Origin of the sequence: Variovorax sp. J2P1-31 (assembly GCF_030317215.1) — a bacterium.
GTDB lineage: Bacteria > Pseudomonadota > Gammaproteobacteria > Burkholderiales > Burkholderiaceae_C > Variovorax.
In genome coordinates this window covers 875,701-902,539 of sequence record NZ_JASZYA010000001.1, presented here as the reverse complement: position 1 = coordinate 902,539, position 26,839 = coordinate 875,701, and the positions used below count along the sequence as shown (strand labels likewise).

General features: G+C 67.2%; 15 protein-coding genes. 6 read left to right on the top strand and 9 right to left on the bottom strand.

Translation table 11 applies throughout. The annotated features are described in order from the left end of the window. Window positions 1-29: 29 nt before the first annotated feature. From QTI20_RS04095 to phnD, 8 genes are all read right to left on the bottom strand, one after another. On the bottom strand, window positions 30-1,379 hold the full coding sequence (locus tag QTI20_RS04095; RefSeq protein WP_286549980.1) for an IS5 family transposase: 1,350 nt from the start codon (window positions 1,377-1,379) through the stop codon (window positions 30-32). Between the two features lie 279 nt (window positions 1,380-1,658). Then, entirely contained in the window at window positions 1,659-2,027 is a 369-nt protein-coding gene (locus QTI20_RS04090) for a hypothetical protein (protein ID WP_286549983.1), read from the bottom strand. A 53-nt stretch (window positions 2,028-2,080) separates the two neighbouring features. Further along, window positions 2,081-2,608, bottom strand: a complete 528-nt coding sequence (locus QTI20_RS04085) for a hypothetical protein (protein WP_286549985.1) — start codon at window positions 2,606-2,608, stop codon at window positions 2,081-2,083. A 486-nt stretch (window positions 2,609-3,094) separates the two neighbouring features. Next, window positions 3,095-12,937: a hemagglutinin repeat-containing protein gene (locus QTI20_RS04080; protein WP_286549991.1), complete on the bottom strand. Its 9,843-nt coding sequence runs from the start codon at window positions 12,935-12,937 to the stop codon at window positions 3,095-3,097. Window positions 12,938-13,015: 78 nt separating this feature from the next. Further along, window positions 13,016-14,125, bottom strand: coding sequence for a hypothetical protein (locus QTI20_RS04075; RefSeq protein ID WP_286549994.1), 1,110 nt, complete (start codon window positions 14,123-14,125; stop codon window positions 13,016-13,018). A 131-nt stretch (window positions 14,126-14,256) separates the two neighbouring features. Continuing rightward, window positions 14,257-15,084: a hypothetical protein gene (locus tag QTI20_RS04070; RefSeq protein WP_286549997.1), complete on the bottom strand. Its 828-nt coding sequence runs from the start codon at window positions 15,082-15,084 to the stop codon at window positions 14,257-14,259. A gap of 108 nt (window positions 15,085-15,192) precedes the next feature. Next, window positions 15,193-16,869 (bottom strand): ShlB/FhaC/HecB family hemolysin secretion/activation protein, encoded by a 1,677-nt coding sequence (locus QTI20_RS04065; protein WP_286550997.1) that lies wholly within the window; start codon window positions 16,867-16,869, stop codon window positions 15,193-15,195. A gap of 301 nt (window positions 16,870-17,170) precedes the next feature. Further along, window positions 17,171-18,229 (bottom strand): phosphate/phosphite/phosphonate ABC transporter substrate-binding protein, encoded by a 1,059-nt coding sequence (gene phnD / locus QTI20_RS04060; RefSeq protein WP_286550000.1) that lies wholly within the window; start codon window positions 18,227-18,229, stop codon window positions 17,171-17,173. A 213-nt stretch (window positions 18,230-18,442) separates the two neighbouring features. Here phnD and QTI20_RS04055 point away from each other — a divergent pair, with 213 nt between their 5' ends. The 5 genes from QTI20_RS04055 (at window position 18,443) to QTI20_RS04035 (ending at window position 23,246) form a co-directional block, all read left to right on the top strand. Further along, entirely contained in the window at window positions 18,443-20,311 is a 1,869-nt protein-coding gene (locus QTI20_RS04055; protein WP_286574150.1) for an ATP-binding response regulator, read from the top strand. Between the two features lie 219 nt (window positions 20,312-20,530). After that, complete coding sequence (locus QTI20_RS04050; RefSeq protein WP_286550005.1) at window positions 20,531-21,010, top strand: Rid family hydrolase; 480 nt, start codon at window positions 20,531-20,533, stop codon at window positions 21,008-21,010. A gap of 34 nt (window positions 21,011-21,044) precedes the next feature. Beyond that, a complete protein-coding gene (locus tag QTI20_RS04045) occupies window positions 21,045-21,593 on the top strand; it encodes a pseudouridine synthase (RefSeq protein ID WP_286550008.1) in 549 nt (182 codons plus the stop codon). A gap of 44 nt (window positions 21,594-21,637) precedes the next feature. Next, on the top strand, window positions 21,638-22,546 hold the full coding sequence (locus QTI20_RS04040; RefSeq protein ID WP_286550010.1) for a M23 family metallopeptidase: 909 nt from the start codon (window positions 21,638-21,640) through the stop codon (window positions 22,544-22,546). A 4-nt stretch (window positions 22,547-22,550) separates the two neighbouring features. Continuing rightward, complete coding sequence (locus tag QTI20_RS04035; protein WP_286550013.1) at window positions 22,551-23,246, top strand: uracil-DNA glycosylase family protein; 696 nt, start codon at window positions 22,551-22,553, stop codon at window positions 23,244-23,246. A gap of 9 nt (window positions 23,247-23,255) precedes the next feature. On the opposite strand, the gene QTI20_RS04030 is transcribed toward QTI20_RS04035, so the two are convergent. Continuing rightward, window positions 23,256-23,642, bottom strand: coding sequence for a DoxX family protein (locus QTI20_RS04030; RefSeq protein WP_183027903.1), 387 nt, complete (start codon window positions 23,640-23,642; stop codon window positions 23,256-23,258). Window positions 23,643-23,995: 353 nt separating this feature from the next. On the opposite strand from QTI20_RS04030, the gene QTI20_RS04025 reads away from it, so the two are divergent. After that, the gene (locus tag QTI20_RS04025; protein ID WP_286550016.1) at window positions 23,996-26,839 is read left to right on the top strand and encodes a TonB-dependent receptor; all 2,844 of its coding nucleotides are present in this window, start codon (window positions 23,996-23,998) and stop codon (window positions 26,837-26,839) included.

The following is a 26,839-nucleotide window of genomic DNA, read 5'->3' as shown; positions in this document are numbered from 1 at the left end:
TACAGAGTCCGCCCTGAACAATTCCGTTTTCAATCGTGCGCGAGTTGAGTGCGGCCCACTGGTGCGGAGAACATCGCCAGCAGCGCAGGCAATGCGAGCCAGAATCGAGCGGCAAGAAGCCGCAGCTTCGCCAGGATCAGGCGCAGGTTGTGGCCCGCGCCGCACATCACCGCATGCAGCGCGTCGCCCAGCGCGCCCCTGAGCGGGTTGCGGCCCAGGCGCCCGTCCATCTTCATGTGACCGATGGCCGGCTCGATGGCGCTGCGTCGATGAATCATCGCCTTCAAGCTTCGCGTAATGCCCCGCTTTTGACCCGAGCGCAGGATGCGCACCCCTTCGATCTCCACGCCCCGATAGCCCTTGTCCACGATCGCCGTGGTGGGCTTGCGCTCGGCAAGGATGCCCACCTGTTCGAGCGGTTCAGCCAACGTATGGCCGTCATACGGATTGCCCGGCATGCTGCGCATGCCCACCACCAGCCCTTCCCTCAAGGTCGTGGCGATGCTGACCTTCACGCCGAACTCGTAGGGCGTTCGAGCCTTGCCCTTGCTGATGCACTCGACCTCGGGAGCATGCAGCGCGTAGAGCTTGTTTTTGTCCTTGGTCTTCTGCGTGAGGATGCGGTCCGTGCGTGCCAGCAGATCGCGGACCTTGGCTTGCGCCTGCTCGGGCAACGCGGCGAGTTGGCGCGCCACTTCGCGCTGCACACGACCCATGCGCGTGCGCAAGGTCCGCACGGCACGGCGCATGCGCTCGAACTGCCTGGCATGGGCATAGCGGCCGATCTGCGCGGCCAACCTGGGGGCCGTGCGGTTGTAGTTCTGGCGCGGAGCAATGCCGTGTTCCTCGACCACCTTCACCAGGTGCTGGCGACTCTTCTCCAGCAGGCGGCTGTCCGTGGGGTGCGCAATCGCCTTGGGCATGACGGTGGTGTCGACGATGACTCGATCTACGCTGGAGGCCTTCACGACGCCGCCGCGCCGGGCGGCTCCGATAGTCTCCATGAGCAAGGTCTCCACACCTTCCTCGCCAATGCGCTTCCTCCAGCGCGTGAGGCTGCTCGGATCGATGGGCGCTTCGGTCTGCAGGTACATCTCGACGCAGAAGTACTGCCAATACGGGTTCTCGACCCAGGTGTTGACGACGGCTTCGTCGGAAGCGTCGAAGGCGTGCTGCAGGTACAGCAGGCCGGCGACCAGGCGAGGAGGCAACGCAGGTCGGCCGCGCCCGGAGCTCAAGTGGGCGCCGAAGGTGCGCTCGATCTCGGCCCAGTCGATCAGGCCGGCCAAGCGCACCAACGGATGACGCATGTTGATCAACTCGTCGAGCCGGGAGATGAACAGCTCGTCGGTCGCGGGCGTTGCGGGCTTGGGTCCCATCGTTCAAAACCTCGTCGGAATTTGCAAGAAAACTGCGTTCTACACCGATCTACCTTGCAAGTCCTGCGCCAGGGAAACTCGAAAATCTCAAACAAGATCAATGGGTTGCGGGTTGTTCAGGGCGGACTAAATAGATCGCTGGTGCGTCAGTCCTGCCGATAGGACAATGCGCCCTCCTGATCGTACTGGACAACGATGTCCAACAGCAGATGAGATCATTGACCGGGACATTGTGAGCGAAAAACCAATGCCACCTCATAAATCAGCACTCGTGAAATCTCATGTCTCAGCAGTATTTGAGAAATACAGATCTGCCGCCTGCTTCTCTTTATAGAAGAATTCAAGCTCAGTAGAATTCCGCTCCAGAATCCCGCAATAACGGGGAAAATCCCCAGTCAACCTCGCATAGCCACAAATCGCCACCACTCCGAAAGTACCCCATAACCCTTGGTAATCCACAGACTGACCTACGTAGCACATCGACCATCCCTCAACGATCCTAGGATCTTCAATTTCGAACAGACTCCCAGGAATCCAGTCCGGGCCGGCGCTCTCGGCACAAATCAAATAGTCAATCCGTGCATTCAAGCACATTACCCCATAGACCTCGTACGACTGACCCACTGTCAACTGAGAAAAAAGCTTCATCTGTCTCTCCTCTGCAACGCGCGAAAGAGGGTATATCTTTCCCAGAAACAAAATTACAAATAACTTTCACAGCTTTTAATCTCTAAACTTAAATCATCGACCGCGCCCGAAACTTTGTTCTTTACATAGTGAATTTCAATCCCGTTCACATTTTTTCTTATCTTTACCCATCCTTCCGAAGCAGGCCATCTCGAATCTGAAAGGACAATGGGAATCTCAAAACCGGAATTCGGAGCAGACAGTGCTTCATCCATCGCGAACTTCTCTTTTATATTGCGCGGCGCTGTCCGACCCGTTGCGCCTCGACCTAGCGGTGCGCCTTGCGCGTTCCCCGCTTCGTTGCCCTTTGCCCCTGTCGCCCCCATGGCTGCGGCGGTCAGTCCACCGTATACATTGCCCAGCTTGAACTCTGCTTCTGCAATGTACGAGTTCAGTCCGATCCGCTCGGTGTCCGCCAAGGTCATCCCCTTGGCCTTCAGGTCCGCCTGCAGAGTTTTCAGTTGCACCAGCGATCCCGCCGCACACGTCGTATCGCCTGGAGCGCACAGGTTGTACGCGCTCATGGCGTTGATGGTCGTCATCACCGCCTCCGACCTGTCGCTCACCTTCCGGTCGTAGCGCCGGTTCACGTCGTCGATGCGGTTCGAAGGCCTCGGCAGGTTTGCACCACAATCAACTCGCACGATTGATGATGGGGATGCCATTAATCTTGTTGCGTCATCTTTCGGGAATAGAGCTCCAATCGATTGTTCGCTTTCCTTCTGACACCAAGTGAACAAAGTATTTTGCGGCCAAATGATCGTCCTTAAATACGGCAACGGCACTGCGCGCCCCTCGCTCTTCTGCGTAGATATAAAACTTCCCAGCCACCTCTTCAAAGCCGAAAGGTTCATTCGAGTTTGTCGAATGAAATCGCCGCCCCGCGACCTCCCACTCCGGCCACTCTATTCCTGTCAGAGTCCTGCCAATAAGAAGGTATACACGATCTAGACCTGAAGAATTACTCTCATTTAGAGGGCGTTCAAATTCATCCGCAACGTACTGAGGGACCTCCATCATTCTCATTTTCATTTTACAACCTTTCTAAGAAATCCATCCTCAACAAGTTTTGCAATGGTCTTCTCTGAACCCCTACTTGTTTCATACTGCAGGCCCATTCCTTCCTGGCCAAACCAAGGCATCGAACGGCTCTCCTCGACTCTAAAAGGCTTGAGTACGATGTATTCGTCGTGCACGCTCAGATTTGTGGAGTCTGGCAAAGCTCTTTTGCCTAGCGGCGTATCTGCAGGAGCAAGGAATGTAGATTTATCACTAGTGCCGCCATATCTGTCAAGTCGCTGTCCAATTTTCAATTGCACAATTTGATCAGTCCCCGGAACTTTACCGTTTTCGGGTGGCCACCAGGTTTTCCCTTCGGCAGTTTTCCAACCAGCTTTCTCAGCCTCCACAATTTTCTGCGCAACTTCGCTGAACCGTGCATCGTCTACATGGATCGCAACCTCTCTCATGCGAGAGGCAATCACCTGCGCATCAGCCGCAGCCTCGGCTTTTGCCACGGCCCGGCGGACAAGCGCCCCAGCCCCTGCCTGCCCCATCTTGGCAACCACTGCCGTCGCCACACCCCCGATCGCCAGTGCATCCACCAGCGCCTCGCCCCTGACCTTCGGATCATCGCTGTTCAGGTGTACCAGCAGGCTCTCGGGCAGGCCCTTGATGCCTTGCAAGACCGCCACGGCCGTGTCCGTCAGGCCGGTGTTCATCAACGCGGTCGTCAACTCGTAGGCTGCAACGCCTGTGCCCGACACCAGCGCCGCCGGTGTGATCTTCGACAGGCCCTTGCCGATACCCATCAGGTAGTCGGCGTTGTCTTGGCAGGCTTGCGTGGTGCATTGGCGCTGGTCCAGACCATTCCTGATGATGGCCTGGGCGTTGCTTTCCAGGTTCAGGATGCGGCCCACGTCTTCGGGCTTCATGCCCGCACCCATCAGGTCCTCGATCGCACGGTAGCCTTCGCGATACTCGGCCTTGAGGGCATCGCAGTTGTTGCTGCTCTTGCAGTTCAGCAGCTCGATGTCATTGAGCGTGCTGACGCGGTAGGCCTCGTCCATGGCCTTGTCTTTGCATCCTTGGTCATTGCCACAGTCCTGGATCCGTTTGGCAAGCCGGTCGACATCCGCATGCTTGAGGTAGTTGTTGACCGTGGCATTGTTCGCCACCACAGCCCCCATCCCCGCATTGCCACTTGCTGCCCCCACCGCGGCACCCAGCAAGGTCGAGCCCGCGGTCAGCAGTTCGTTGAACTCGACGTTCGGTGAGCCGTCCGGGTTGTAGCGGCTGATGCCCTGGCCTTTCAGGTAGTCCTCCATCATGGGCAGCAAGGCCTCGTTGAGCATGCCCACCGTGGCACCTGCCGCCACGCTGCCGTCGCCCAGCTTCGCCTGCACGATCCCCGCCAGGCCGTGCAGCGCGATCTTCTCTGCGCTGCCTTCCTTCCAGCCCGCCTTGGCCGACACGTCCCCGATGACGTTGGTGATCACGCTGCCCACCAGTTGCGCGGCCTGCTGATGGGCTTGCGCCTCCTGCTGCTTGCGGGGGATGTCCTGGGCCTGCTGCAGCGTCAGGTTGTTCATCAGCGCGCCGTTGGCGGTGGTGGCGTCCCGGGCAGTGAGAACCGCCACGTTCTCCGCACTTCTTGCATCCACTTCGGCGTTGCCCGTACCGGTGATCTTCACGTGCGCCGGGCTGATGACGCTTTGGGTCTGGCTGGTTTCGTTCTTGTCGCCAGGCAGGCCCTTGCCGCTGTTGAGGTTGCCCAGTGCGGTGTTGGTCGCGCTGCGGGCCAGGTCACTGGCAACGCTGGTGGCACTGCCATAGCTCAGGCTCATGCTTTCGCTGCTCGCGTGCGTGTTCTGCCGGTTGACCAGGTCGCTGGTGGTCAGGCTGCCGGTGGTGAAGCTGTTCTTGTCGATGGGTGCGGTGCTGGTGATCGCGCCGCCCTTGAGGTCGGTGTTGCCCTTGACCGTGATGTCGAAACCGCCCGCGCCTGCCGCGATGCCGCTCTGGCCGGTGGCGCTCTGGTAGTTGTGGTCGACCGCCTGCTTGGCGTAGTTCACATTGGCCGTCACGGTCTGGCCGTAGCAGATCGGCGGCACGCAGATGCTCACGTCGATGCCGCCGCTGCTTTGCTGGCTCCGGTAGTCGGTGCGGTCTTGCAGGCTCTCGATGTTCAGGTTGCCGCCGATGTCTGCCTTGACCCGGTCGGCCGTAAGCTGCGCGCCCCTCAGGTTGGTGTCGCCGCCGCTTCGGATGCTGAGTGTGTCGGCGGCCGTGACCTGCGTGTTGTCGTAGTGGGTCTCGCTGCCGTTGGCCTTGCCCTTGCTGCGACCGGCACTCAACTGGAAGCTGATGCCGTTCTGCGAACCGAAGCCTGCCGTCACGCCTGCGCCCAGCGAGCTGCCCGCATTGCTGCTGTGCGTCTCGGCGGTGTTTTCTGCCGCACCCAGGTTGATGTTGCGTTCCGCATCGAGCGCGATGTCGCGGGCCTGCAGCTTGGCGCCCTGCATGTTAATGTCGGTCTCGCGCGCCGTGATGTCGATGGCGCCAGCCTGGATGTTGGTGCCCCGCTGGGTGGTGTAGCGCTCGGTGCTGTCCTGCCTGCTCTTGCTGCTGCTGATGCTCACGCTCACGCCGAAGGCGGCACCGGCGGGATCGCCCTGGGTACCGGGCGCGCCGGCATCGGCGATGCCCGCGCCCAATGCCCCACTGGTGGCGAGCTTGTAGGCGTCATAGCCGGCCTTGAGTTCCAGCGCACCCTTGAGCCGGCTGTCGGCCGTGTGCTTGGACGCCTGCGCCATGTCGTAGATGCGCGTGACCTGGCCTCCGACGGCCCCGGTGAGCTGCGAACCCAGCGTGACGCTGCGGCTTTCCGCGTGGTAGCTGCTGTCGCCGCTCGACGTGGCCGCCTTCAGGTTCACCGCATTGCCCGAGAGCGTGACCTTGTCCTTGGCGAGCAGGTCGGCACCTTCGGTGGTGATGTTGCCCTGGCCAGTGCCTTTGTACTTCGGGTCGAGGCCGGCGACCATCGTGAGCTTGCCGTCGTTGGCACTGATCAGGCTGGTGACGGCCGTGCGCGACTCGCCGCTGCCGTTGTCCGCGCCCTTGGCCGTGCCGTACAGGGTCTGTCGTGGCGCGATGCCTGAGACCAGGCCCACACTCGTGCTGCTGCTCTGGCTGGCGGTGGTCGAGCTCTGCGTGTCGGTGGCCGTGAGCACATCGATGTTGCGCCCGGCGGTGATCGCGACATTCTTGTCTGCCACGACCGCGCTGGCGATGATCTGCGCATCGCGCCCCGCGTCGATGCTGACGTTGCCGCCGCTGAGGGTGCTGCCGACCGGCGTGGTGCTCCGGCCCGTTTGGCTCTGCGTGCTGGCACTCTGGCCGTAGCTGATGCCGCTCAGCGCACTGGCCGAGAAACCGCTCTTGCTTTCAGCGTGGTAGCTGCTCTGGCTCGAGTGGTCTTCTGTGCTCTGGATGCGCACGTCGCGGCCGCCGCTGAGAACAAGCTGAACCTGCGCCGCCACTTGGCTGCCCGCCACCACCACATCGTTGCCGGCCGAAAGCATCACGTTCTTTCCTCCGATGCTGCTGCCCACGGCGATGTCGCGGCTGCCGGTCTGGTGATCGACACTGGACTTCTTCGACAGGAGGCCGCTGCTGCTGCGATGCGTGTAGTCGTCGTAGCTGCTGGTTTCTCTTGCATCGGCCACGACGATGTCGCGGCTGGATTGCAGCAGGGCAGTGCCTTTCGCCTCGAGCTGGCTCCCCCGAACGGTAAGGTCGCCTTGCTCCGTCGTCCCGGCCTTCGCCACCAGGTCCCCGCCCGCTTTCACGGTCGCGCCTTGCACGGTCGTCTCGCTGCGGCTCTGCCGGTAGCTGCTGCCGGCCGGATCGTTGCGCTGGTCGCTGGCCTGGCTGCTGCTCACGGCCTCGATGCCCAGGTGGCGCCCCGCGTTCAGCGTGGCGTTGCCGCCGGCTTCGACCTGCGTGCCGTTGAGCGTGACGTCGCGCCCGCCGCTGACCAGGAGGTCGCCACCGGTGCTCAGCGTGCCCACCTGCGCCCGGGTGCTCTCGCGGCGCATGCTCGATGCGCCGACGCTCGCCTGGTAGCTGTTGCCGGTGTCGAGGGTGTTGAATTTCACGTCACCATCGGCCTTGATGGAGGCGGTGCCTGCGGACTTGATGCGCCCGGCCGTGTCGACGAAGTCGCCGCCTGCCCGAATCTGCAGCTTGTCGCCGGCCTCGATGCGCGCCACGTTCGACAGGCTGGTGTGGCGGCCGGTGGCCTGGACCCGGCCATCGCTCTGGCCCCAGTCTTTGGTGACGGTGAGGGTTTCGTTGCGGATATCGCCGCCGGCGCGCAGGCCCAGTTGGCCGGCCTGCAGCGTGCCGCCCTGGTTCACGATGTCGGCGCTGGCCACCAGCACGGCACGCTGGGTGCCTTTGCCGCCGATGGTGCCGCCACGGTTGACGATGTTGTCGCCCTCGATGTGCACGTTGTCGCCGGTGATCAGGGCACCGTCGGGCTTGAGGGCGTTGGCGCCGAGCTGCGCCAGATAGACCTTGGGCACCAGCACCTGCCGCGTGCTGCCGTCGGGCAGGGCCACGGTCTGGGTCTCGAGCCAAACGATGTCGCTGGTCAGCGCCTTCATCTGCTCGGGGGTCAGCGCGATGCCGGGACGCAGGCCGTATTGCTGCGCAAAGATCGCGCCAGCGGTCAGCAGCGCGATGTACTGCGCATCGTCGTCGGCATAGCCCTTGAGATAGCGCCGGCCCGTAAGTTCGGCGATCTGCTCTCGCACCAGCCGCTGCTCGAAGAAGCCGTCGCCCAGGCGCTTCTGCAGGTTGTCGGGGTTCAGGCCCAGCGCGTTGAACAGGTAGTCGCTCGATGCCCACTGGCGATAGTTCGCAAACTCGGCGCGGGTCTCGTAGAGGTAGTGCGACGTCGGGTCGGGGCGCACGGTGAAGAGCCCACCGGCCGGAGGCTTTGTTGCGCCGCCGGCGGCCACGCCTCCCACCACGCCCGCCCGGTCCGGTCCGCTGGCACCGCCGGCATTCGACGCGCCGCCGGTGTTCGCGACGCCACCCGAACTCAGTCGAACGTTCTCGGTGATGTTGGCGGCCGTGCCTGCCGCGGTGTCGACGTTGCGGATCTGGCCGCCGACGATGTGCACGCCCTGCACACCCGAGAGCACGCCGCTCACGCTGCCGATCTTCTGGGACTGCTCGGGGGCGACATAGCGCTGCGTGACGCCGTCGGCATAGTGGCGCACCACATCGAAGGCATAGCGCCGGTAGAGCGACGTGGCCATATTGTCGACGGTGCTGCCTGGCGCTCCTTGCAGCTTCAGCTCGTGGCCGGCCATGATGTCGCCATAGCTGTTGGTCACCGAAACCGTGAAGCCCACGCGGATGTCGCCGCCGGCCACGATGCGGCCGACAGCACCGGCGCCCTCGACCATCAGGTCGTCGGTGGCCGTGGTGTGGGCGTCGCGGCGCACTTCGGACAAGGCCGTGCTCGGGCCGCGCGCGACCTGCGTGTCGCGGATCATGGTGGTGTTGGGGTCGGCGTACCGCGGCTGGGTGTAGAAGCGCACGCAGTCCGTGCTGCAGTTGCCGTAGTCGGCGCTGAAAGCCGGCGGTGGACCGTCCCAGTGGCGGACCTCCTGTTCGCCCTGCCAGACGCCCCTGGTGATGCCTTCCACCTGATCGGGGTTGGGCGCGCCGTCCTGCCGGCCCAGCGCATAGAGCACGCGTGTGCCGTCGCCCACGGTGATGCGCTCGCGATGGCCGTAGGCACCGCCCCGGCCCGCACGGGCGCTGAAGAAGGCCGTGTCGTTCGCATGGGTCCGGATGACGATCCGCTCGATCTTGTTGCCGTCCGGCGTGAAGACGGTGCTGCTCTCCAGGATGTCCTTCGGGTTGACGTAGTACACCTCGTAGGGCGTGTAGTTGCTCGCCGCAGGGTTGTAGTAGAAGTTGTTGCCGTCGGCGTTGTGCCACCACTCCGGCATGCTCAGGGTGTGCTGTTCATCGAGCGACTGCACCGTCTCGAAGGCGACGCCGGGGCGCTCGTTGCGCAAGGCCGTGGCCGCGATGTCGATGTGGCGCCTGGCCTCCATGGTCGATCCGGTGTTGACGACCGCCGTCACGCCGTGGGCCAGGTAGCCGTCGGCGTTGCGCGCATCGTTCGCGCCGATGAACAGGTCCTGCCCTGCGTAGACGGTCGCGCCGCCGGTGTTCTGCACCGAGTCCCTGGCCCACAGCGACACGTCGCCGGTGGCACCGATCAGTGCCTGCGGGCCCATGTTCGCGACCTCGCGCGCGGCGATCGTGACCTTGCCACCCGTGATGGCGCCGGTGTTCGCCACGCGATCCGCGCCGATGTCCACCTGGCCGCCCGTGATCTCGCCGTCGTTGCCCAGCGTGCCGCTGGCATGCAGGTCCACGGCAGCGGCCTGGATGCGCGCGCCGGCCGCATTGCCGATGCTCTGCGCGTCGGCGCGCAGCGTGCCCACCGCCTCGAGCGTGCCGGTGTTGTCCAGTCGGCCGCCGAGCGCAAGCGTCGCATGGCGGCCGGCATGCAGCAGGCCTTCATGGGTGTAGGCGCCCGGCAACGCAAGCTGCAGGTCGCGGTCGCTGGCCAGCGTGCCACCGCGGTTGGAAAGGGTCTGTGCCGCCAGCGACAGGTCGGCGCCGGAGTCGTCGGTGGTCGCGATGCGGCCCGCGTCGTTGACGATGTCGCGCACCGCGATGTGCGCAGCGCCGGCCGCGGCGATCTCGCCGTGGGTGTTGTCGAGCGCGGCCTCCGATCGATCGAAGTTCAGTGCGCCGCCGCTGGCGATCCGGCCTCGGTTGCTCAGCGTGCCAGTCACGGCCAGGTCGAGCGCACCGCTCGATGACAGGACGGCACCCGCTGCGTTCTCCAGCGTCGCCGCTTGCAGGCCGAGCCGGCCATTGGCCGCGATCAGGCCCTGGCCCTCGGTGCCCGCGGGTCGCGCGTTGCGCACGCGTGTGGCCGCGAGCGTGGCATCGCCTGTACCCACGTTGACGATGCGTCCGTCGGTGTTGTCGATCAGGTCCGCCGCCACCGCCAGTGTGGCGGTCTTGCCGCCCGCCTCGATCGCGCCGAGCGCATTCGTGAGCGGCCCACCCGCCGTCGCCGACAGGCTGCCACCGGCGCGGAGGATGCCTGCCGTGTTCTCGATGTCCGAGACGGACTGGACGCGAAGGTCACCATCGGCCGAGATGCGGCCGGTCTGGTTGACGAGGCTTTGCGCGTCGACCTGCACGTCGGCACCGGAACCGGTGGCCGCGGCCATCACGCCCCCGGTGTTGTCGAGCACCCCTTTGACCGTCGCGCGCAGCACACCCGCGCCGTTCTGGATCAACTGGCCGCCACGGTTGCGCAATGCGTCGGCGTCGATGGCGATCTGCGTGGCACTCAAGGTGCTGTGGTCGAGGTCGACCTGGCCTGCCTGCATCTTCAGCGCGCCGTTGCCGACGATGCCGCCATCGGCGCCGTCGAAGGTATCGACCGTGATACGCAGCACACCACTTCCCGCGTGCTCGATCTTTCCGCCGATATTGGCCAACGTCGCAGCGCGCAAGTCCAGGTCGACGCCGTTACTCGCGATGCGACCCGACGTGTTGTCGAGGGTCCCGGAAACGGCGATGTCCGTCGCACCTCGACCGGTCTGGACAATCGCGCCGCCATGGGTGTTGGCGATGTTCGAGGCTTCGATCTGCAACTGTCCTGCGTTCAGCATGCCGCCGTCATTCACCAGCGTCTGCGCCCCCTGGACGTTCGCGCGGACGCCCAGCGTGCCGGCGCTGATGAGGGTGGCGTGGCTTGTCGTGATGTCACCCTGCGTTGCCGCGATGGCAAGGTTCGCGGCATTGGTCTTGCTTTGCGACAGATCGACCGACGCCCCTTCCAGCGTGATGCCGCCTGCGGCCAAGTGGGTGCCGTGTGCGCTCAATGTCTGCGAGGCCATGACTCGCAGATCACCCGCGTCGGCCAGATGGCCATCGGAGCGGATGCCCGCGCCCATGACACTGCCGGTGCCGGCTTGCAGCGAACCGACCGTTAGCTGTGCATGACGTCCAGCCGTGAGGGTTCCGTCGTTGACAAGGGCGTCGCTCACGGTCAATGCGGCGTCACGGCCGCTGCGGACCGTGCCGGTGTTGGTCATCCGCGCCGCCTGGAGCGTCAGGTCTTGGCCTGCCGCCAGCGCGCCCCGCGTGTTGTCCATGTCGCCACCGGCGACAAGACTCGCATCGCCCTCGCTGGTCAACGTGCCGTCGGTGTTGCGCAGGTCGCCCGTGCTCGCGATGCGCAGGCTGCCCGCGTGGAGCTTGCCACCGCTGTTGTCGAAGGTGCCCACGTCGGCGCTGAAGCCACGCACCACGTTCAAGGTGCCGCCCGCATTGCTGAAGCGCTCGCCGCGCACGGCCAGCGTGCCCACGCTCAGGCTGCCGCCGCTGTTGTCGATGCGCGGCGTGTCCAGGCCGATCTCGCCGCCCGCATAGATACGGCCGCCGTCGTTGAGCAGGCGCCCGGCGGCGTTGATGGCGCCCGGGCCGGTGGCCGGTGCGGGCTGCGCGGGCGCGGCCTCTGCGACCACCGTGGTGCCGGTGCTCGGGGTCGTGGCGGTGCCCGTGGTGGGCATGACCGATCCGCCACCGCTCGCACTGCCGCCTGTTGGGCTTGCGCCACCAGCCCCTGCTTCGGGCTGCACCGCCACCGGCTCCGCCCCGATGAACCCGCCGGCCGTGTTGCTCAGCACCGGCGCCGTGATCGCAAGCTCGCGCGTGCCCGCCTGGCGGATCGTGCCGCCGCGGTTGTCGATGTCGCTTGCGCTTTTGAGCTCGACCTTCGCGCCTTCGAGCGTGCCGATGTTCTCCAGCCGCCCCGCCGCAGTGACCACCATCCCGCCGACGCCCGCGCCGATGTGCCCCGCATTGCGCACGCCCAGCCCGGCCTCGGTGCCGATCAATGTGATCTTGCCCGCGTACATGCCGCCCAGCGCCGCCACGTCGAGCGCGAAGCTCGGGGTGGGGCCCGTGGGCGCGACCGGCGCCTGCGCACTGCCGTCCACCGCGACCTGGTTCGCGCCGGCCACGACCTTCAGCTCGTTGGCCCAGACCCCCGCGTTGAGCTGCACCGCCCGCGCGAGGATGGCCGCGTAGTCGGTCTTGCTGGCGTCCAGGCCCGTGCCCTCGATGTTCACCGTGCCGCCGCGCACCAGGAAGCTGTCGAGCCCGCCGTTGGCGTTGAACTGCGGCGTGCCGGTGGTCAGCGTGGCGCGGCTCGCGTTGATGAAGCCGCCGCCGTTGACCTGGATGCCCGCCGGATTGGCGATGATGACTTCGGCGCGCTGGCCCGCGACTTCGACATATCCACGCAGCTGGCTCGGATTGGCGCTGTTCACCTCGTTGAGGATCACGCGCGCGCCCCCGCCCGCGAGCCAGGGGTTGCCCTGCACCCAGCCGCCCAACTGGGTCTGGGCGTTGGTGCGGCTGTTGTTGAGGATCACGCCCTTGGCGTTGACGTCGAACTGGGAATAGGTGTTGCGCGAGACGCCTGCGGCGCTGGGCGTCTGGATGTTGACCAGGGGCACGCCGTTGGGGGCCGCGAGCAAGGTCGGGCGCTGGCGCCCGGGGGCGCCAGGGTCGGCCACGATCTGGGCATGCAGCGGCGCGCTCATCAGGGCCGCGGCAACCGCGGCCACGCTCACCGCCGCGGAGGTCGCGCCGCTGGCGCCCTTGCCGGTGCTGCGCGCGCTCTCCCGCACCACCATGCGCAGGCCGCGCGCGGCGTTGAAGACAATGCGATGCAAACGCTTGTTCATTTTTTTCTCTCTCCCTTGAAACGCATGCGTATCGCGTGCGCAGGCGATGCGCACGCGATGCCGTCCGCGTCATCGCATTTACATCGGTGCAGCGGCCTTGAGCGCGTCTGCCGCGACCTTGTTGATCGCCAGGTTCCGCGCTCGAAACTTCACACCTGCAGGAATCAGGTAGCCAGAGCTCCATATGCCGTTGGGAGCGATGAGCTCCACAGCACGAACGCCGCCCGCGTACTCCGCTTCGGAGAACTTCGAGTCGAAGCGCGCGTAGGAGATACCAGAGGGGAACGTGATCTCGATGTAGTCGAAACCGTCGCCCGCTTTTCGAACCCAGCTTCCGGCGCCGATCAGTGTTCCTGCATCGAGGGCCGCATTGCAGTTGGTGTCCGAGCCGATCTCATAGATCTCGAGCACGCCGCCAGACTGGACAAGGTAGCCAATGCGGGCGGCGCCTGACTTCGTGCCGCAGGAACCTGAGCGTTCAAACTCTGCCTGACTGCGGACGAAGACCTCGTTGCGCTCGAAGAGGAATCGATTCACGTCCGCCGAATAGGCGATGCGGTAGCCCTGCGATCCGGCGGGGAAGTTTCCACTGATCGCCAGATCATCGATCGGCTTTGTTTGGGAAAACGTTTCGGACAGAAACTTCTGGATCGCAGAGCCCGCCAGATCGACGGCGTCGACGTCGACCTTCCATGCGTATCGCGCCACGAAAGAAGCCGCCGGCTGTTGGCCGATCAGGATCTTTCCGTTGGCATCGTCCAGCCGACTGCTGAGGATCTGCGTGTAAGTCTTCGCACTCGGGTCGTACAGAGGGCGCAGGCTTTCATCCAGCACGTCGTTTCCGACCTGATCGTTGCCAGCGTAGACCCTGCTGACCGGCTCGTAGGAACCATCCAGTTTCTTCTCCAAGGTCGTGCGCCAGATCGATTTATCGTCCTTGAAGTTGATCGATCCCTTGCCATAGGAAACGGCATAGACGCCGCCCTGCAGCATCTTTCCAACGGCGCTTTGGGCAACGAACCCAGACGAACCCGCAGAGGGTTGCGTGGAGGGGGTCGATGGGGTCCCACCGGATCCGCTGGACGCGCCGGGAGCATCACCGTTGCCGCCGCCACCGCCGCCACAGCCTTGAAGCAGCAGCATGGTCAGCGCCGCCACACTCAGGAAAGCCTTCCTTTGATTCATCATTTCTATGTTCCTCTCTCGGTTCACGGGTGAAATTGACGTGAAGCCCCCGGCCCTGAAGGTGGCGGGAACTGCAGTCATATGGGAAAAGACCGGGCGAGCAGGACTGAAAGCGCCCTGCCCGCTTCGCGCCGTCAAGCGCAACGGAACCTGGCGACGCCGATGTAACGCGCACCGTTGGCCAGCGTTGCCGCGTAGCTGGCGGCCACCAGGAAAGCGCCGCCTCCGGCGTCGCCGATCTGGACCGCGGCGCCGGAGCCGCCGCTCAGGTAGGCGCCCGTGACCGATGCGCTCGAGGTCGACGAGATCGTGGTGCCAAGCGTGGCCGAGCCTGCGCTGCCGGACGCCGCCACGTTCACCGCGCCGCCCACGGTCGCACCGCCTGCGCCGAAGCTCAGGGTGGCCGAACCCGAGGCCGAGCCGGTGTTGGGCGACGTGCCGCTGCCACCGCTCTTGTAGGTGGGCGTGGTGAACGCACCGGCATCGCAACTCAGCGTGCCCGTCGTCGGGAACTGGGCCGGCGAATTGAGTGCGATGTAGTGGTAGGCGCGGTTGTCGGTGCCGGAGAGCGTCTCGCTGCCGCTGCTGCGCGTCACGGTGCCAGCCGCCCACCGGCCCATCGCGTAGGAGGCATCGCCGCTGATGTCCTTGGTCACGCTGTTGCCGCTCAGCACGGCGTCGCTGAGCTTGGTCATCGCACCGCTCGAGGCCTGGACACTGGTGTCGAGCCGGCCGAAGGTCTGCGAGCCCACGCCCACCAGCTGGTAGCGCGAACTGGTCCCGGCCGCGAAGCTCGCGCTCACCGAACCGCTGTCGGCGCTGGCCGGAGTGCCCGTGGACCCGCCGGTCGAGCCGGAGCTCGATGCCGCGGGCGCCGTACCGCCGTCACCCCCTCCCCCGCCGCCGCAGGCCTGCAGCAGCGCGATGGAAAGGATCGACGGAATGAGGAGCTTGGAAGTCATGTTTTTTATCCCTGAACGTTTGAATCGAATGGGTGCCGCCTCGAAGGCGGACCGGATGTGTGACAGCGTGGTGGTGGTGCGTGATGGATTTGTCGGGCAGCCCTCCTTTCAGAAGCCGAGGTTGAGGTTGAAGCCGCCGGTGAGGTGCGCGGTGCGGTAGCCCTCGGGCTTGCGCAAGGGCGTGCCGACGAAGAGGTCGTAGCTCAGGCCCTGCAGCGCGTTCGTCGTGCCACGCAAACCGAGCACCGCGCCCGTGAGCCGCTTGCCCAGCAGGAACTGCGACGACCCTCCGCCCACCTCGCCGTGGTCGATGCCGGCGTACAGCTCGGCGCCGCTCTGGCCCAGTGCCCAGCCGAGGTCGTTGCGGATCAGCCAGCCGCGCTCGGCCATCAGGCTGCTCTCGCCGTCGAAGCCGCGCACCGTGTAGCGCCCGCCGACGGCGAAACGGTCCTGGGGCGTGAGCGGCGTGCGATTCCATTGCGCGCGCCACAGCGCCGAATAGCGCAGCTTCTGGTCGGCCAGCTGGAACGGCAGGTTCAGGCTGGCGTCGGCCGCGACCAGGCCGAAGCGTGAAGTGCCTTCACCGAAGAGCTCCTCGGGCGCGGGGCGGGCACCGAAGGCGCCGGTGCCGCGGCGGTACTGCAGGTTGGCGTCGAGCGTGGCCGCGCCGAGGAACTCGCGGTGGTTGAGCCCCAGCTCCCAGCCGCCGACCACGCGGCGCTGCACCTCGATCTCGGTGTCGTCGATGAAGTTGAACGAGGCCCGGCGGAAGGCGCGCAGCGCCAGCGTGGTCTTGCGGCGCTGGTCGCGGTACAGCAGCCGCGACAGGCGCAGTTCGGCATTGCGCGACTCGCCGGCGTAGACGTAGTCCTGATTGAGGCCGGCCACGCCCTGGTTGTAGGTGCTGCGGCTCGCCGTGGCGCCCAGCAGCCAGTCGCCGTAGGGGATCGCGTAGTGCAGGGTCTGGCCGCTGGTGCCGCGCGCGCCGGGGTTGAACAGGTCGTGGTTCAGGCTGACGTAGGCCAGGTCGTTGAGGCCCAGCGGGCCGTCCCAGGCCACGGTGGCGCCGGCCTGCGTGCGGCCCGTGGCGCGGGTGCCGCTGTCGTCCAGGCTCAGGGTGCCGCGCAGCGGAAAGCTGCGGGCGTACTTCACCACCAGGTCGCTGTCGCCCGGCTGCGCGCCGGCGCCCTGCGAGGGCTCGATCTGGATGTCGGTGTCGGCGGTCGGCAGCCGCTTGAGGTTCTCCAGGCCCTGCTCGATGTCGCGCAGGTTCAGCAGGTCGCCCGGCCGCGCGGGGATGGCGTTGCGCAGCGCGGTGCGATCGCCCGTGCCCTCGGCGAAGCGGATGGCCGCGATGCGCCCGGGCACGAGCGTGACGCTCAGCGTGCCGCCCGCCAGGTCCTGCGGCGGCGCGAGCACGCGGGTGGTGACCCAGCCGCGCTCGACCAGAGCCTGCTGAAGGCGGGCCAGCACCGTGTCGACGCCCCGGGTGCCGAGGCAACGGCCGATCGGTGCATCGTCGCCCTGCGCGCCCGCGGCGGACGCCAGCAGCCACTGGAATTCACCCGCCCGCTCGCCGCCCAGCACCAGGCGGTCGATGCGAAAGCACGGCGTCTCGGCCTCGGGCAGGCGCCCGGGTGCGGGCCGCGCCTCGACGGGCAGGCGGGCATCGACCGCGCGCTCCTGCTGGGCCCGCAGCGCGCGTTCGCGCTCCTGCTGGCGCAGTTCCTCGATGAAGGGCCGGGGCGCGGAGGCCGGGGTCTGCGCCAGCGCGCAGGCGCCCACGGACCAGGCCAACGCACCGACCGCCAAGGGGCCGGCGACGGCGATCGAAGGCCGTGGATGCAGCAAACAGCGGAATTGAAAAAACGACATGGACACCCTGAAACGCAGCACTGCCAGGCTGCGACGGGCGAATTGTCTTTTCTATTGCGCCAATTGATTGTCAATCAATAATCAAATGTCGCGAATTTTTTCCCATGAGAATCAAAAGAATTGAGAAACAATTCTGATCTGATTCTTGATATTCAGAACAATGAATTCTTTTCAATTCATTTGCTGCACGACTGCCATGCCGGCCGCTGCGTCAGGGGCCGAGTTCGCGCAGCACCGCCAGCTGCTCCGCATAGCTGCTCTCGATGCGTTGCAGCCGGGCCTGACGGGCCTCCTCGTTGACCCACTGGGCAGCCATCGCGTTCTGCCGCGCCAACTGGTAGGCCAGGCGCGCCGCGGGCAGCAACGAGTCGTTGTCGGCCGCGAGGAAGCCGGCCAGGTCGTGCAGCGCGCGCAATTTGCCCCGCTCGATGTCGCCACGCGCGCCCTTGGCGCGCGCATAGCCGACCAGGAAGTTCTGCACCTGCCGCTGTAAAGCCTCCGGATAGTCGCGCCGCACCACGATCTGGGCGTGCGGAATCAGGTCCGATGTCCAGACCACCTGCAATCGCGCGGCCTCGACCGGGAATTGCAGCCTGAAACGCTCGAAATCCGCGGTGTTGTTGGTCGCCACGTCGGCCTCGCCATTGGCCACCGCCAGCGCGGTGGCCTGGTGGGTGCCCACGAGTTCGCTGGCAAAGCGGGTCTCCATCGCGATGTGGTGCGGCAGGAACAGCTGCAGCTGCGGCACGATGAAGCCCGAGACCGAACGGCTCTCGCCGCGCGCCAGCCGCCAGCGCTCGGGCTCGGCCAGCAGGGCGTCGAGCGTGCGCAGCGGCCCGGTCTTGCGCGTCAGCAGCAGCGCCCGGTAGCCCGGCAGGCCGTCGTGCCGCGTGACCTGGGCCACCACCCGCATGCGCCGCTGGGTGACGGCGTCGAGCGCCATGCGGCCCGACAGGAAGGCCATGTCGACCTCGTTGCGCTGGATCGCCTGTTCGAGCGCCTCGTACGAGGTCACCGACAGCACGCTCACCGGCCGGCCCAGCACCCGGCTCAGGTCGGCCAGCACCGGCTCCCAGTCGTTGCGCGACTCGAAGGCGCCCCCCAGCGGCAGGATGCCGAAGCGCACCGGTGGCGCCAGGCCGGCCTGGGCGCTGGCCGCACCGGGCAGGCCGGCCGCCATCACCAGGCCGATCAGCGCATGCAACACCCGGCGGCGCGCACCCTCCGCGGAGCGCCGGGCCCAAGGCGTGGGGATGCTGGCAACGGTCATCGGCAGGTGGAAATATCTCCATCGACATGTCCGACCGCAGGCCGACTGGCCAAACGGACGGCGCCAAGTACACAATTAGAAATCAAGCTTGCCTTGATTAGTGACGTATTTCACATTCTCATGGCTGCCGTGCCACCTCTGAACGCCTCACGTCCCCCCTCGCCGACGCCGGCCGGGGGCCAGCCCGGGCGGACGATGCGCGAACGGCTGTCCATGCGGCTGCTGCACCTCTCGCTGGCCCAGCAACTGGTGATGCTGGCCCTGCTGCCGGCCAGCGTGGCCACGCTGGGGGCCATCGCGGTGCTCACGCGCCAGCACCTGGACGATGTGACCGAGCTGATCCGCGCCAACGCCCAGACCGTCGCGCTGCAGGTGGCGACCGTGGCGCAGACGCAACTCCAGCGCATGGACCGGCGCGGACTGATGCGCACCGCCCAGTCGGGCACCTACCAGCCGCATGTGCAGCAGGTGCAGATCCGCTCGGAGGAAGGCGAGATCCTGGCCAATGCGGAAACCGCCGACCGCCGCCGCAGCGAGGGCCTGCAGGTGCTGACCCCGATCGTGGGCGAGGACGGCCAGCGCACCGGCCAGGTGATGGTCGAGATCAGCCTCGATGCGGTCGAACGCGCGCGCCGCGCGGCCCGCTTCAACGTGGCGCTGGTGCTGCTCGCCAGCCTGGTCGGCGTGGGCCTGACGGGCTGGTGGGCGGCGCGGCGCATCAGTGCGCCCATCGGTGCGCTGGGCGAGGCCGTCGACCGGCTGGGCGCCGGCGAGGAAGCCAGCGTGGCGGTCGAAGGCACGGCCGAGGTGCGGCGCCTGCAGAGCGGCTTCAACCAGGCGGCCAGCGCGCTGGCCGAGAGCCGGCGGCTGCTGGAAAGCCGCATCGCCGACGCCACCGTCGAACTCGCCCGCAAGAACCGGCAACTGGAGGTCGCGAGCCAGGCCAAGACCCGGCTGCTGGCCGCGGCAAGCCACGACCTGCGCCAGCCGCTGCATGCGCTCACGCTGTTCTCCGACGGCCTGGCCAATGGCGAGACCGACCCCGTGCGGCTGCTGCGCATCGGCCATATCCGCGAATGCGTCGATGCGCTGGACCGCCTGTTCTCCGAACTGCTCAACCTCTCGCAACTCGATGCGGGCGTGCTGCGGCCGCAATGGAGCGACTTTCCGCTGGACACGCTGTTCGACGAGATCAGCCGCAACTTCCGCCCGGTGGCCGAGGCGCAGGAGCTGCGGCTGGTGGTGCGCAAGACCGCGCTGTGGGTGCGCTGCGACTACGTGATGCTGGCGCGCATCCTCAACAACCTGGTGTCGAACTCCCTGCGCCACACCACCGTGGGCGGGGTGCTGATCGGGGCGCGGCGCCGCGGCAGGGCGGTGCGCATCGACGTGCTGGACACCGGCATCGGCATCGCGCCGCAGCACCAGACGCGCGTGTTCGAGGAGTTCTTCCAGGTCGAGACGCGCGGGCGGCAGCCCAGCCATGGCGCGCGCGGCATGGGCCTGGGGCTGGCCACGGTGCAGCGGCTGGCCAGCCTGCTGAGCACGCGGGTCGAACTGAACTCGCGCCTGGGCCGCGGCACCGGCGTGCACCTGCTGGTGCGCGGCACGGCGCCGGCCGCCGATGCCGCCACCGCGGCGCCCGGCCGGGCCGCCGCCGCGGATGCCGACGCCCGCCTCGACGGCCTGCGCGTGCTGGTCATCGACGACGAACGCAGCATCCTGCTCGGGCTGCAGAGCGCGCTGTCGAGCGCGGGCGCCAAGGTGATGGCCGCACAGAGCCAGGCCGAGGCCCTGGCGCTCGCGGACGGCTGGGGACAGGCGCCCGATGTGGTGGTGAGCGACCTGCTGCTGCGGAACGACGAGAACGGCCTGGAGGTGCTGGCGGCGCTGCAGCGCCATCCGCGCGGCATCGGCCCGCGCACCGCGCGCCTGATGGTGACCGGCGAGACCAAGCCCGACCAGCTGCGCGAAGTGGCGCGCGCGGGAATCACCGTGCTTCACAAGCCCGTGTCGCCCAGGGTGCTGCGCCAGGCCATCCTGGCGCAGCTGGCGGCCGTCAGGGCGGCCCACGCGCCCTGAGTTCTTCGTCGGCATTTGTCACTCAAATGTCGGCAAAAGCATCCGGAAGCCCTCGGTCGATGACATAGCTCACGAAACCGATCGCCCACAGCGCAAACAAATGTCTCCGACGCGGCGCCGTGTCCGGGACCTCGCGAAGCTCCGATATTCTCGGCCCGACCCGGGCCGCCAGGGTCCGCTGCGGCAGAAGGCAGCAGAAGAATCACTCAGGGAATGCTCATGAAACACGTCCTTCCATCGCTGTGCGCCCTCGCCGGCCTGCTCGGCGCCGGCACCGCCACCGCGACCGGCCTCCACCCCCTGGGCAGCACGGGCCCGGGGCGCGCGCCGGTCGAGTTCATCGACTCGGGCCGCTTCGGCGACCTGCCCTTTTCCGATGCCGTGCAGGTCGGCAACGTGGTCTACCTCTCGGGCGAGATCGGCTACGACGCCAGCACCGGCAAGCTCGTGCCCGGCGGCATCCGGGCCGAGACCTGGCAGCTCATGAACAACATCAAGGCCTCGGTCGAGGCCCGGGGCTACCGGATGCAGGACGTCGTGAAGTGCACCGCCATGCTGGCCGACATGGCCGACTGGCCGGCCTTCAACGAGATCTACCGCAGCTTCTTCTCCAAGCCCTACCCGGCCCGCAGCGCCTTCGGCGCCAACGGGCTGGCGCTCGGGGCGCGCGCCGAGGTCGAGTGCATCGCCGCGCGATGAGGCCTTGCGCCCTGGCGGCTATGCTGCCGGCGCCATGGCTCTTATTTCATCCCCCCGCCTGATCCGATTCAACAAGCCCTACGGCGTGCTCAGCCAGTTCACGCCCGAGGGGCGCTGGCAAGGCCTCAAGGACTTCATCGACCTGCCCGGCGTCTACGTGGCCGGCCGGCTCGATGCCGACAGCGAAGGCCTGCTGCTGTTGACCGACGACGGCCCGCTGCAGGCCCGCATCGCCGATCCGCGCTTCAAGATGGAGAAGGTCTACTGGGTGCAGGTCGAGGGCGTGCCCGACGACGCCGCGCTGGCCGCGCTGCGCGACGGCGTGACGCTCAACGACGGCCCGACCCGCCCGGCGCGCGTGCGCCGGCTCGACCCGCCGCCCGCCGTGTGGGCGCGCCAGCCGCCCATCCGCGTGCGCCAGGCCATCCCCACCTGCTGGATCGAACTCGCGATCAAGGAGGGCCGCAATCGCCAGGTGCGGCGCATGACCGCGGCCGTCGGCCATCCCACGCTGCGGCTGATCCGGGCCTCGATCGGGCCGCACACGCTCGACGGCTTGGCGCCGGGTCACTGGGCCGGCTGAAGGGCGCTCGCCGCGGGCCCCGGGGCTCTCGCTAGACTTGCCCGATGGCCATTCAGAATCCACCGTTTTCTCTCCAAGCCTCCACGCGCCGCAATGCGCTGATCGGCACGCTCGGCGCGCTGCTGCTGCCCGCGGCACCGGCATTCGCCGCCAAGGCGAAAGCCGCCGCGGCCTCCCCCGCCTCCTCCGAGGTCTGGCCGCATGCCGCCGCCGTGCCCGGCGGCGTGGCGCGGCTGTCGCTGGGCGCCGCCGCGGCACGCCCGGTGGCGCGCACCGAGGACGATCTCCCGCTGCTCGTGGTCGGCGACCCGATCGAATGGACCGCGCTGGTCGGCATCCCGCTCGCGGCGCAGCCCGGCAGCGCGCGCATCGTGCGGCGCACCGAAGGCGGCGCCGACCAGCCGATCGCCTATGCCATCGCCGCCAAGCACTACAGCGAGCAGCGCCTGAAGGTCGCGCCGGGCAAGGTCGACCTCTCGCCCGAGGACCAGGCGCGCTACGAACGCGAGCGCGACCACCAGGCGAAGGTGATGGCCACCTTCACCGCGGTGCCGACGCACGACCTGCAGATGCGCGTGCCCGTGCCGGGACGGCGCTCGAGCTCCTTCGGGCTGCGCCGCGTGTTCAACGGCCAGTCGCGCAATCCGCACGGCGGCATGGACATCGCGGCGCCCACCGGCACGCCGGTGCGCGCGCCGCTGCCGGGCCGGGTGATCGACACCGGCGACTACTTCTTCAACGGCGGCACGGTCTGGCTCGACCACGGCGGCGGCCTGCTCAGCCTGTACTGCCATCTGAGCGCGATCGACGTGAAGGTGGGCGACGAGCTCAGGACCGGCGACCGCTTCTGCGCCGTGGGCGCCACCGGCCGCGTGACCGGCCCGCACCTGCACTGGGGCGTGATGCTCAACCGCACGATGGTCGACCCGGCCCTGTTCATCGCGGCAGCCTGAGCCGATGGCCTCCCCCACCGCGGTGCTCACCGCCGCGCAGCGCGACGCCTTCGGCCGCGAGGCCGAGCGCACCGCGGGCATCGACCTCGCGGCCTACGCCGAGAGCGGCCGCGACTGGCGCGAACCCGTGATCGGCCTCGGGCCGCCCGACGCGCCCCTGTGCATCTTCGGCCGCGACCCGGGCCGCAGCGAGGTCGCGCATGGCATCGCCTTCATCGGCCGCGCCGGCCAGCTGGTGCGCAGCGCGCTGCACCGCCGGCGCTTCGGTGAAGACGCCGCGGCTCCCGGCTTCGAGGCCGCGGTGGCCGCCGGCGCCGAGGTGTTCTGGCTCAACACCGTGCCCTACAAGCCGATCGGCAACAAGGCCTGGTCGATGGCGGTGAAGCGGCGCTTCCAGCCGCTGATGGCCGAGCTGCTGCTGGGCCACTGGCGGGGCGAGCGGGTGATCGTGCTGGGCCGCGAGGCCTTCTTCTGGTTCGGCATCGGCCAGGCGCCCGAGGTGGCCGCGGCACTGGAAGCCTTCTGGGCGCGCGAAGACCGCCACGACGCCACGCTCGCCATCGACTACCGCCACGCCGGCCGCTCGCGCCGGCTGACGCTGGCGCCGCTGCCCCATCCCTCTCCGGCCAATGCCGTGTGGTTCGCGCGCTTTCCGGCGCTGCTGGCCACGCGGCTGCAAGCGCTCCTGCCGACGCCCTGAGCGCCGCGCTCAGGCCGGGCGCCGGCGCGCGAAGGCCGAGGTGCTCCACGCGATCAATGCCAGCAGCACCAGCTGGAACGGCAGCCGCGCCACCAGCGCCCAGTAGGGCACCGCGGGAAACTGCGCGGCCTGCTGCAGCATCTGCACGTTGGCCGGCGTCACGGCGATCGTGAGCAGGATCAGTCCGATGCCCGCGGCACGCCGGGTCGGGCGCCACAACAGGCCGGCCGCGCCCAGCAACTCGGCCACGCCGCTCAGCCACACCGCGGCGCGCGGCCATTCGATCCAGGGCGGCACGATGCGCATCTGGGCCTCGGTGAAGACGAAGTGCGCCACGCCGCCGAGGGCGAACCACAGGAAGACAAAGGCCAGGGCGGCCAGGCGCCAACGACTCATGTGGGGTTTCCTTGCAGGGTTGGCACACAGTATGGGCGCAGCGGCGGTGGCGGGCCGTCAGACCTTGGCGCCATATCGATCGAAGAAATCGGTCCTTGCCCGAAGCCCGGCCACCGCGCGCCCCGGCCTGCCTGCTGCGCAACAGCCCCTCGGGCAATGTTGTGATTCCAACATGCCCTTGCTCGAAAAGCACCGCGGCCCTGGCCTGGCATTCGCGCGCGCGATCGCACCCCCAACACGGTTTCCCATTGGAGGTTCCGCATTTTCGACACGCCCTGGCGTGTCCGCGCAGGCGATGGCATGTGGGTTGCTGACAGCGATCGTCTTCAACGGTCTTTTCACTTCCACACTCCATGCACGCCATCGACTCCCCGGCCCGCGCATCGCGTCATCGCCAGCTCTCGGACAGGTCTTCGCTGTTCCGCCTTTCGCCCGTCGCGGCCCTGCTCGCCTCGGCCTTCGTGGCCACCGCGCCAGCCCATGCACAGCAGGACCGGGACAAGGTCATCTCGGACCTGCAGGCCGAGATCTCGCGGCTGCGCGAGGCGCTGTCGCAGCAGCAGCAGCAGCAGCAGCAGGAACAACGACCGCCGGTGCCCGCGGCCGCTGCGGCGACGCCCGCCACGGACACCGCTGCCACAGCCAGCGCGGCCGCCGACGCACCGGTGGCGCTCGACGCGGTGGTCGTGCGCTCGCGCAACCGCATTGAACGCCTGCAGGACGTGCCGCTGTCGGTCTCAGTGGTCGGCGGCCGCGAGCTCGACCGGCTGCAGGCCAACGACGTCGATGCGATCACCAAGCGCCTGGGCAACATCTTCTGGAACCAGGGCAACCAGCGCACCAGCAGCCTGGCGATCCGCGGCATCGGCAAGCAGTCGCAGACCGAGGCGCAGGATCCGAGCGTCGGCGTGCTGGTCGACGGCGTGAGCCTGGGCTACAACGCACTGACCTCGAGCTACTACTTCACCGACATCGATTCGGTGGAAGTGGCGCGCGGGCCGCAGGGCACGCTGCTGGGCAAGAACTCGAGCATCGGCGCGATCAGCTTCACCACGCGCCGGCCGTCGTTCACGCCCAGCGCCGACTACTCGCTGCTCTACGGCCAGCGCGGCCGGCTGACCGGCACCTTCGCCGGTGGTGGCCCGATCGTCGACGACCTGCTCGCCTGGCGCGGCACCTTCGTGGTCGACAAGGGTCGCGGCGACCTGCTCAACCGCAGCGAATTCAACCGCGACCAGACCTGGTCCGAGACCGACCGCGTGGCCGGCCGCGCCCAGTTCCTGCTGCGGCCCTCGGCCGACTTCAACGCCCGGCTGTCGATCGAGCTGCAGCCGCGCTCAGCCGAGACCACCAACGGCCGCACCATCCGCACGCCCACACCCACCACCTACGCCGACGGCAGCGTGAACCCGCTGACCACCGACGCCGCCACGCGCCTGGGCCGGCGCTGGTTCAACCAGGACCCGAACGGCTTCAGCTATGCGCGGGACTACCTCTATGGCGGCAGCGACGGCAAGAGCATCTACACCGACGCGACCAAGGGACTGGTCACAGGCAGCCGCGGCGTCGCGGCCGAACTCAACTGGAACCTCGGCGACCACACGCTGACCTCGATCACCGCCTGGCGCGACTACCACTTCAACGCGCAGAACGACGAGGGCACGCCCTTCGACGTCTTCCGCAATGCGGGCGGCTTCTGGAACGACTACAAGCAGACCAGCCAGGAACTGCGCGTAAGCTCGAAGACCGGCGGCTTCGTCGACTACCAGGCCGGCCTGCATTTCATCGACGTGCGCAACAGCGTCGAGTACCGGCAGGACTTCGGCAACGACGCGGGCGCCTGGCTGGCCAGCAGCGCCCAGTACAACCGACTCGACGCGACCGGTGCCGGCCGCTACCTGCTGCAGAACTCGCTCGACGGCCTGTCCCTGGCCTGGAACCGCCCGGGCCTGCAGCAGATCCACAACAAGAGCGCCGCGCTGTTCGGCCAGGTCAACTGGAACTTCACCGAGGCGCTCAAGCTCACGACCGGCTTGCGCATCACGCGCGAGAACCGCACCAACATCGGCTCGAGCTACATCAAGGCCAACGGCAACGGCTTCGAGCTGAACCCAGTGGCGGTGCGCGACGTGCAGCTGGGCGGCTTCGACTCGAATGCAGCCGGCGTGCTCGGCGGCGGCAACTCGGTGGCCCAGCTGCAGCTGGCCGACCGGCTGGCCAACAAGTACTTCGGCACCGCGGCGGGCGCGGCGCCGGGCGCAGCCTACAACTCGCTGACCGCGGCGCAGAAGCAGCAGGTTGCCGACGCCAAGGCCATCCGCCTCACCAACCTCGGGCCGCTGTTCAACCCGATCGAGGCCGAGCCCTTCAAGGCCACGCAGCCGGCCTTCGTCATCAGCCCGACCTACAAGGTCAACGAGAACCTCACGACCTACGTCTCGTGGCAGTACGGCGAGAAGGCCGGCATCGCGCAACTCACCAACGGCGTCTCGGCGCTGGTCAAGGGCGAGAAGACCAACTCCTTCGAACTGGGCTTCAAGTCGCTGCTGCTCGACAAGACGCTGGTCTTCAACGCCAACACCTACCTGACCAACATCAAGGACTTCCAGCAGTCGATCCGTGCGCTCGACGTCTACACGACCCAGCTCAACAACAACGGCCAGAACTACTACGTCACCGCCACCGGCAACGTTCCCAAGGTGCAGGCCAAGGGCATCGAGATCGACGGCGCCTACAGCGGTCTGCGCAACACCACCATCCGCTTCGCGGGCGCCTACAACGACGCGCGCTACAAGGACTTCAAGAACGCGGCCCAGCCGCTCGAGAACGGCTACGCGGGTGCATCGCCCTACACCGACCTGTCGGGCCGCACGCTGCCCGGCGCCTCGAAGTACACCTTCAACATCGGCGTCGACTACCGCAAGCCGGTGTTCGGCGACAAGGTGTTCCTGGCCAGCTTCAACACGGCCTACAACACCAAGTACAACTCGGACGACTCGCTGTCGAGCTATGGCGAGATCCCAGGCAAGAGCATCACCGACGTCTCGATCGGCCTGGGCCGCCTGGATGGCCGCTTCACTGCCAGCTTCCTGGTGAAGAACGTGTTCGACAACAAGACACCGCTCTCGCAGACGTGGAACAGCTACACGCCTGCCATTCCCCGCTGGGCCGGCATCGTGCTGACCGGCAAGCTGTAA

Bases quoted from the DNA above. Each gene is read 5' to 3' on its own strand.
- QTI20_RS04095 (WP_286549980.1), bottom strand. From the start codon at position 1,379: ATGGGACCCAAGCCCGCAACGCCCGCGACCGACGAGCTGTTCATCTCC.
- QTI20_RS04090 (WP_286549983.1), bottom strand. From the start codon at position 2,027: ATGAAGCTTTTTTCTCAGTTGACAGTGGGTCAGTCGTACGAGGTCTAT.
- QTI20_RS04085 (WP_286549985.1), bottom strand. From the start codon at position 2,608: ATGACGACCATCAACGCCATGAGCGCGTACAACCTGTGCGCTCCAGGC.
- QTI20_RS04080 (WP_286549991.1), bottom strand. From the start codon at position 12,937: ATGAACAAGCGTTTGCATCGCATTGTCTTCAACGCCGCGCGCGGCCTG.
- QTI20_RS04075 (WP_286549994.1), bottom strand. From the start codon at position 14,125: ATGATGAATCAAAGGAAGGCTTTCCTGAGTGTGGCGGCGCTGACCATG.
- QTI20_RS04070 (WP_286549997.1), bottom strand. From the start codon at position 15,084: ATGACTTCCAAGCTCCTCATTCCGTCGATCCTTTCCATCGCGCTGCTG.
- phnD (WP_286550000.1), bottom strand. From the start codon at position 18,229: ATGACCGTTGCCAGCATCCCCACGCCTTGGGCCCGGCGCTCCGCGGAG.
- QTI20_RS04055 (WP_286574150.1), top strand. From the start codon at position 18,443: ATGCGGCTGCTGCACCTCTCGCTGGCCCAGCAACTGGTGATGCTGGCC.
- QTI20_RS04050 (WP_286550005.1), top strand. From the start codon at position 20,531: ATGAAACACGTCCTTCCATCGCTGTGCGCCCTCGCCGGCCTGCTCGGC.
- QTI20_RS04045 (WP_286550008.1), top strand. From the start codon at position 21,045: ATGGCTCTTATTTCATCCCCCCGCCTGATCCGATTCAACAAGCCCTAC.
- QTI20_RS04040 (WP_286550010.1), top strand. From the start codon at position 21,638: ATGGCCATTCAGAATCCACCGTTTTCTCTCCAAGCCTCCACGCGCCGC.
- QTI20_RS04035 (WP_286550013.1), top strand. From the start codon at position 22,551: ATGGCCTCCCCCACCGCGGTGCTCACCGCCGCGCAGCGCGACGCCTTC.
- QTI20_RS04030 (WP_183027903.1), bottom strand. From the start codon at position 23,642: ATGAGTCGTTGGCGCCTGGCCGCCCTGGCCTTTGTCTTCCTGTGGTTC.
- QTI20_RS04025 (WP_286550016.1), top strand. From the start codon at position 23,996: ATGCACGCCATCGACTCCCCGGCCCGCGCATCGCGTCATCGCCAGCTC.